The organism is Neobacillus paridis (assembly GCF_016765675.1).
Classification (GTDB): Bacteria; Bacillota; Bacilli; order Bacillales; family Cytobacillaceae; genus Neobacillus; species Neobacillus paridis.
In genome coordinates this window covers 1-595 of sequence record NZ_JAESWB010000259.1, presented here as the reverse complement: position 1 = coordinate 595, position 595 = coordinate 1, and the positions used below count along the sequence as shown (strand labels likewise).

General features: G+C 51.1%; 1 protein-coding gene. It reads left to right on the top strand.

Translation table 11 applies throughout. The features are described 5' to 3' along the window. Positions 1-39 precede the first annotated feature (39 nt). A partial coding sequence (locus JK635_RS17610) for a hypothetical protein (RefSeq protein WP_202655255.1) occupies positions 40-595 on the top strand: 556 nt, incomplete at its 3' end.

Below are 595 nucleotides of genomic sequence, written 5' to 3'. Positions count from 1 at the left end.
GACAGCGCTCACAATCCTCTGGATGGAGACGATGCGGATATGGAGCAGGCTTATCCACCCGGCGATGCCAAAGCCCTGATGCAATTTGAGCAAAAAATCAAGGATGCGAAATTAAGGATTCATGATGTTAATGCGCCCGTCAAGCAGCGTTCAATCGACACCATTAAAAAGGTCATGCAAGACGTAGCGGCTTCAGGGGATGTTTGCCTGGAGCTTGCATATGCTACCGGGTTTCTCGACGCCCTGGACAGCTATCAGGACCATGACAAGAAGGAAATTTTCAGTCAGCTGCTCGATGTGTTTGGCGATGAAATCGTTGCCACTGCCTTGTTGCTGGGTTCGCTGGGTGAGGAATTGGAAAAGGCTGCCGGCATAAACATGCCGCAATCGGCCATGCTGGCTGGCTTCATTGAGGGTGACAAGAGCATTTTAAAAACGCTGGAAGATTCCATCGCGATACTGGCGCGCAAGAAGCGGTTCCTGAATATTTTCATTGCGCGTCTCCAGGAAAGGTCCAGAGAGATGTCCACGCCCGGAAAGAACACTCCCCGGATAGCCGCTGCAGTAGTGCATTTGTTGATGGATATGGCAGCAT